Here is a 6,496-nt window from a genome sequence, read left to right as displayed (position 1 = left end):
ATTTCTATTCTATAATATTTTCGAGTTTTCAACAACCCAAAAAACCAAAGAAATAAAAATATGGTATAATTTTTGAAAAGAATTAAAACTTTTCCACAGTTTTACATTACTACTGTAATAATTGTGGAAAAGTCCTTGTCTTTTGTGGAAAACTATGGTATACTATAAAATGAATTTAACGAAAATTCAAGTTTAAATAAAAGATTAAAACGCTTATGAAAAGTATTAAACTTGATTTTTTGAATATTAAATTGTAAAATAGGATAGATATGCCAAAAAGAACACATCAACCACACAAACGACATCGTGCGAGAACTCATGGTTTTCGAAATAAGATGTCTTCAAAGGCTGGAATTAAAGTTTTGAAACGACGCCGACTAAAAGGCCGAAAACGACTCGCAGTCTAATTATAAAATCACTCCAAAGGCGGGTGATTTTATTTTGGTTTGAAAAAAAATCTCGGTTATGCTAAAATATTTTTAATGATTTTAAAAGGAGGAGAATGCGTAGATTTTTAATAATCGTTGGATTTTTACCGATTTTTCTCGCACTTTTCCTTTCGAAAAACACTTTTGCTAGTCAGAAAAATATTTATATTTCACGAGTTTATGCCACGAATGGAAGAGAATTCGTGGAGATTTTTAATAGCGGCGAAGATTATAAATTTCAAGAAATTTCTATCAGAAACACTCAAAAGCAGATTGAAATTGCAAATCTTAAAGACGGTATTTTTAAATCTCAGAGTTATATTACTTTTTCACAAAATGCGACAGGCGCAGATTCAAATTTTAAAGATGAATTTCAGAATGTAGATACAATTAGTCAACAGCCAATTTTGGGGCTATATATTGATGGTGAATTGAAAGATTACGTCTGTTCAGATGAAAAGAGATGTATTGCTGGATATAAAAAGAATTCAACAGACTTAAAACCAGCGGGTGGAGTAGAAAAAATGGCAGTTTCGAAAGAGGAGATTCTCAAAAATGGCGAAACAATGAAGCCTTCAGAAATAAAAAAAGGCTATGATTTTAGTTTGCGTAATTTTAATGATTACTTACCAAAAACTGGCGGTTTGGTATTTAATAATAAAAAAATAGAATTAGATAGTAATTCTGAAAATAGTGCCGAAAAGCCAATCGAAACTCTTAAAAATACAGATGAAAGTGACAAACCTGAAAATACTAATAACGCCTTAGGAGAATCAGAAGAGTTAACTATGAAAAATGAAAAAGATGAGAATTTAGCTAAACCAGAAATTGATAATATTAGTGGAAATAACAACTTAAATCTTATAGATGAAAATAAAATTGATGATAAAAAGCAGAATGTGGGTATTTTAACTGAAAAAAATAAAAAACCTTCTGTAAAAGATGATTTTTTTAAGCCAAAGATTAATTTTGAAGAAAAAAATAATAAAACAATAACTCAATCTAAGAATAAGACTAAAATTTTAGCTCCGAATACTGGATTTAATCAAAAAAATGCTAATTTCACTTTACAGATTTTACTTTTATCCGCGTTTGAAATGTTAATTGTATTTAAGAGAGGGGTTTTGAATGAGGTTTTTTAGATATTTTTTATTTTTAATTTTAGCTTTATTCTTTTTGGGAAATTTTAATCAAGCTTCGGCTATTTCTGATCAGAAAATTTTAATTTCGAAAGTTTCAAATACAATGATTGAGATCACAAATTTGGGTGATAATTTGAGTTTTTCGAAAATTGAGATAATTCAGAAAAATAAAATAATTGGCGAAATTTCAAACGGAGTTTTTCTTAAAAAATCACAAATTTCATTTGGCGAAAATGGTGATGGGGAACTTATTTTAAATCCGGAATTGTTGAAAAGCCAAATAAAATTAAGGATTGACGGGCAGGATGTAGACTTTTTATGTGGTCTAAAAATGACTTGCAAAAATAAAAATGCGCCAGAATTTACAGAAGAAGATGTTTTAGTTCGAGATTTGAACTTGGGCGGTGATTTTGAGATTTCGAAAGAGGGTGTAGTTTTTAAAACTGGCGGCCTGGCGGAAAAAGAGCCTGATTTTTGCGAAAATATACAATTAAACGAGGTTTTAGCAAATTCAAGCGAGCAATTTATTGAATTTAAAAATAATACAAATAAAAAAATAAATCTTAAAAATTGCGCAGTTGAAATTCATCTTGGAAGTTTAAAAAAGCCGTATAAAAAAGTTTTTACGGATGAAGAAATTTTACCAAATAGTTTTTTCTCGCTTGATTTAAATACGGATCTAAATTTCAAGCTTTTAAAGATGGGCTTAAATAAAATTTCGTTATTAGATTCGAACAATCAAGAAATTCAAACTGTTGATTTAAAAAATTCGAAAAAGGATTTGAGCTGGATCTTTGATGGAAAAGAATGGAGTCAAAGTTTTAAAATTACAAAAAAAAGTGAAAATATTTTTCAGCCTTGCGAAAATGGATTCAATTTAAATTCGCAAGGGCAGTGCGAAAAAATAAAAGTTTGCGAAGACGGATATTTTTTAAATGAAGAAACTGGAAGATGTAATAAAATAAAAGAAGAAAAACTCGAAAAAGAAAAAACCGAAAAGATTGAAAATGATGAAAAAACTGAGAAAAAGTGCAGTGATGGGTATTTTTTGAATCCGCAAACGAATCGTTGTAATAAAATGCCAGTCGAAAAAGTAGCGACAACAGAGTGTCGCGATGGTTATGTTCGAAGTCCAGAAACAAATCGTTGCCGCAAAATTGCAACACTGGCAAGTTCTTCGAAAGAGCTGGCGGTTTGTGCGCCGGGCTATACGCGTAATCCTATCACAAATCGATGTCGAAAAAATAGTTCAGATGCGAAAAAAGAAATAACGCCGTGCAAAGATGGCTACGAGCGCAACACTGAAACAAATCGTTGTAGAAAAATAGTTAAAAACAACGGCGCAAATAATGAAGTCGAAAAAGATGAAAAAGAATCGAAACAGGCTGAATTTACGGGTTGGTGGGCTATTGCTGTAATTATTTTGATATTTTTAGCAATTTTATTTTTCGAGTTTAGAAGAGATATTTTTGCAAAATTAATGAAAGGTAAAAAATGAAAAAACGGCGAATTTTAGGTATCGACCCAGGAACAGGAATTTTAGGGTTTGGCGTTGTAGATTGCCAGATTGGAAAACCGTTAAAAATGATTACAGGAGGGGTTATTTCAACTCCTGCACACACGCCAATTGAAATTCGACTAGAGGAGATCTATAACGGCTTAAAAGAGATTATTGAAGAAACTAAGCCAGATGAGGTTTCAATTGAGAAACTATTCTTTTCGAAAAACGTAACGACGGCAATTTCGGTCGCACAGGCTCGAGGTGTGGCGATTTTAGTAGCTCAACAATCGAAAATTCCAATCGCTGAATATACGCCAAATCAAATTAAGCAAACTTTAACTGGGTATGGCGGTGCAAACAAAAAACAAATGCAAGAAATGGTGCGTTCAACTTTGAATCTAGTAGAAGTGCCAAAGCCGGATGACGCAGCCGATGCGCTTGCTGCCGCAATTACGCATTTTTATATGACGCGTATTTAAAAACTAAAATAATTATGGTAAAATTAAACAATGATTGCACATATTTCTGGAAAAATTGCTGAAAAATTTGCAGGGAGCGTGATTGTTGATGTTTCTGGTGTTGGCTATGAAGTTATTGTTCCCGTAGGAGAATTCGAACGGGCGGTTTTAAACGAGCAGATTAAATTTTATACTTATCATAATATTACTGATAGAAGCCAGGAATTATTTGGCTTTTCAAGTTTGGCGGCTAAAAAACTTTTTGAATTGTTGATTACTGTTCAAGGTGTTGGGCCAAGAGCTGGAATTGCCATTATGAGCTTGGGTGAAACCGAAGAAGTTCGAAACGCAATTGCCTGTGAAGATGCGAAATTTATTCAAAAAGCTGCTGGCGTTGGTAAAAAATCGGCCGAGCGCGTAATTTTAGATTTAAAAGATAAAGTTGGAATGGCGATTTCGAAACCCGATGGAGTTGGCGATAATATTAGCTTGGCTTCAGATGAGGCTTTAGAGGCGCTTATTGCGCTTGGATTTAACTTGAACGATGCAACAAAAGCATTAGAGCAAATCCCGCGTGATTTACCAACAGAAGAACGCATTACTTTGGCATTGAAAGCTGGAATTTAATTTAAAAAGAAAAAAGCCGCACATTTCGTGCGACTATTTTAATTTTTACGGAAGGTTACAACTTCTCGTAGGAGATTATGAAGCGCTTTATATAAGAATCCGATTTGTTCTCCAGCTAAGCTGAGAAGATCTGCTTCATTTACCTTCTTGAAACCGTATTTATTACTGCTAGTTTTGCTATAAATGTCACCATTTTTATTTATAGCAAAACAGTCTTTGGTTTCTACAAGAACCGCAACAGGCTCATCCCCAAAACCGTTAGTGACATCCAGATTATCTATGTGATAGAGGTAGCTTCTATGTGTTTTTTTATTAAACACGTGTCTAGAGATAGCCCTGGCATATTTGAAAATATCTTTAGTTAAGTTTTCTTTTGCCATTTCTTCATCACCACGTGCTGCTTTTACAGCATTCTTGAAAATGTCAACGTCACCTTTGATTAAATGTAAGTTGCCCATATTAAGAGCCTCCTAAGTATAAAATTCTTATTCCAAAAAGGAATACTGAATAGAATTATAACAAATTTTTCTATTTTTGTCAAGTCGTGGTATAATATAAGCAATGGCTATTGAAAGAATTATTGATGCAAACTTACACGATGACGAACCGCAAGAGCAGCAGGTGGAGATTTCTTTGCGTCCAACGAATTTTGATGAATATATCGGTCAGGAGCGATTGAAAAAGAATTTAAAGCTTGCGATTGACGCGGCAAAAAAACGTGGTGAAAGTATTGATCACGTCTTACTTTATGGTCCGCCAGGACTAGGAAAAACTACAATGGCAAATGTTATTGCGCGTGAAATGGGCGCGAATATTCGAATTACATCTGGTCCGGCAATCGAAAAAGCGGGAGATTTAGCTTCGATTGTGACGAATTTACAAGATGGCGATATTCTTTTTATTGATGAAATTCATCGCATGCCGCGTGCTGTTGAAGAGATTCTCTATTCTGCAATGGAAGATTTTAAACTTGATATTGTGATTGGTAAAGGGCCGGCCGCACGCTCGGTTCGGCTGGATTTGCCGCATTTTACAGTTATTGGCGCCACAACTCGAACTGGAAGTCTGGCGGCTCCACTCCGAGACCGGTTCGGACATATCTATAGGTTAGAATTTTATAAACCTAAGGAAATTTCAAAAATTATCTTACGCTCAAGTAATTTATTAGGTAGTGATATTGAAAAAGAAGCTTCAGATATTCTCTCAACTCGAGCAAGATTAACACCACGAATTGCGAACCGCATCTTGAAGCGCGTTCGAGACTATGCAGATGTAAAAGGTGATGGAATTATTGACTCGAAAACGGTTAAAGAGGCCTTAGAAATGCTTGAAATTGACGAATTAGGGTTGGATGCAGCAGATAGAAATCTATTAAAATCGGTTATTGAAAATTATGGCACTCGGCCAGTTGGCTTAAATACAATGGCTGCATTGACGGGTGATGAAGCTGCGACAATTGAAGATTTTTATGAACCATATTTAATGCAGATTGGTTTTTTGCAAAGAACACCACGAGGAAGAATAATTACGAAAAAAGCGTTTGAGCATTTAGGAAAGGAATTCAAAGATGAACGATAAGCAAAGCCTAGCCCAGAAATTTGAGGAAAAAATTGCCCAGAATCAGAATGAAAATTTAAGTTTCGAAAATAGTCTGGGCGCGCCAATTCGAGTTCAGCCAGTTATGCAGGTTGAAGTTCCTGCTGGCGATCCACGCGTAATTAAAGCACGTCATGATCAATCGGTAAGAATGTATCCCGATATTACAGTTGATGAAGATGAATATGTTGTGCTTTCGATGCGTCGGCATGCACTAGGCTATTTGCTTAACATTATTTTTAGCTCAATTATTGCTGTTTTCTTGATTAGCGCCTGGATTATTATTTGCTTTTTACCAAATCCGTTTCCAATTCCAGCCAACTTTAAGCCGCAACTTTCATTAATCTTCGGTTCAATAACGGTGCTTTTAATTTTAATAACTTATATAAATTATGTTGTTTATCGAGCGAACAGATTAATCATAACAAATGAACGTGCAATTCAGTGGATTTCGAATACAATTATGAATCAGAGAAAGCAGGTTATTAACCTGGAAGCGATTGAAGATATCTCGTATTCTCGTGAAGGGATTTTACAGCATTTGTTTGATTATGGAACAGTGCGATTAAGCACTATTGGTGATGAGTCAACCTATACTTTTCCGTTTGCACCAAACCCGGACAAGAAAGCTGAATTTTTGAGCGATATCGTGGAGACAGCACGCGAAAATCAAATGCTTTCAGATAAACTTTTTGAAGAAGGTGCAAAAATATCGGTAAAATAATATAAAATAGCCCTAGAATT

General features: G+C 34.3%; 8 protein-coding genes. 7 read left to right on the top strand and 1 reads right to left on the bottom strand.

All coding sequences use genetic code 11. The features are described 5' to 3' along the window. Window positions 1–269: 269 nt before the first annotated feature. The 5 genes from rpmH (at window position 270) to ruvA (ending at window position 4,156) form a co-directional block, all read left to right on the top strand. The gene (gene rpmH, locus HXK94_003435) at window positions 270–407 is read left to right on the top strand and encodes a 50S ribosomal protein L34 (GenBank protein ID QTI96286.1); all 138 of its coding nucleotides are present in this window, start codon (window positions 270–272) and stop codon (window positions 405–407) included. A 95-nt stretch (window positions 408–502) separates the two neighbouring features. Then, the gene (locus tag HXK94_003430; protein ID QTI96285.1) at window positions 503–1,570 is read left to right on the top strand and encodes a hypothetical protein; all 1,068 of its coding nucleotides are present in this window, start codon (window positions 503–505) and stop codon (window positions 1,568–1,570) included. Continuing rightward, window positions 1,557–3,068 carry a lamin tail domain-containing protein gene (locus HXK94_003425; GenBank protein QTI96284.1) on the top strand — a complete coding sequence of 504 codons (1,512 nt, stop codon included), beginning with the start codon at window positions 1,557–1,559 and terminating at the stop codon, window positions 3,066–3,068. The genes HXK94_003430 and HXK94_003425 overlap by 14 nt, the downstream gene beginning before the upstream one ends. After that, window positions 3,065–3,550: a crossover junction endodeoxyribonuclease RuvC gene (ruvC, locus tag HXK94_003420; GenBank protein QTI96283.1), complete on the top strand. Its 486-nt coding sequence runs from the start codon at window positions 3,065–3,067 to the stop codon at window positions 3,548–3,550. Before HXK94_003425 ends, ruvC begins: the two co-directional genes overlap by 4 nt. 30 nt (window positions 3,551–3,580) lie before the next feature. Then, the gene (gene ruvA / locus HXK94_003415; GenBank protein QTI96282.1) at window positions 3,581–4,156 is read left to right on the top strand and encodes a Holliday junction branch migration protein RuvA; all 576 of its coding nucleotides are present in this window, start codon (window positions 3,581–3,583) and stop codon (window positions 4,154–4,156) included. A 38-nt stretch (window positions 4,157–4,194) separates the two neighbouring features. On the opposite strand, the gene HXK94_003410 is transcribed toward ruvA, so the two are convergent. Further along, entirely contained in the window at window positions 4,195–4,614 is a 420-nt protein-coding gene (locus HXK94_003410) for a hypothetical protein (GenBank protein QTI96281.1), read from the bottom strand. Between the two features lie 103 nt (window positions 4,615–4,717). Between HXK94_003410 and ruvB the strand changes: the two genes are divergently transcribed. Beyond that, window positions 4,718–5,734 (top strand): Holliday junction branch migration DNA helicase RuvB, encoded by a 1,017-nt coding sequence (gene ruvB / locus HXK94_003405; GenBank protein QTI96280.1) that lies wholly within the window; start codon window positions 4,718–4,720, stop codon window positions 5,732–5,734. Beyond that, the gene (locus HXK94_003400; GenBank protein ID QTI96279.1) at window positions 5,724–6,476 is read left to right on the top strand and encodes a PH domain-containing protein; all 753 of its coding nucleotides are present in this window, start codon (window positions 5,724–5,726) and stop codon (window positions 6,474–6,476) included. The genes ruvB and HXK94_003400 overlap by 11 nt, the downstream gene beginning before the upstream one ends. The last annotated feature ends 20 nt before the right edge of the window (window positions 6,477–6,496 follow it).

This window comes from Candidatus Nanogingivalaceae bacterium, assembly GCA_015257795.3.
GTDB lineage: Bacteria > Patescibacteriota > Saccharimonadia > Saccharimonadales > Saccharimonadaceae > Nanogingivalis.
This window is presented reverse-complemented; position numbering and strand designations above follow the sequence as displayed.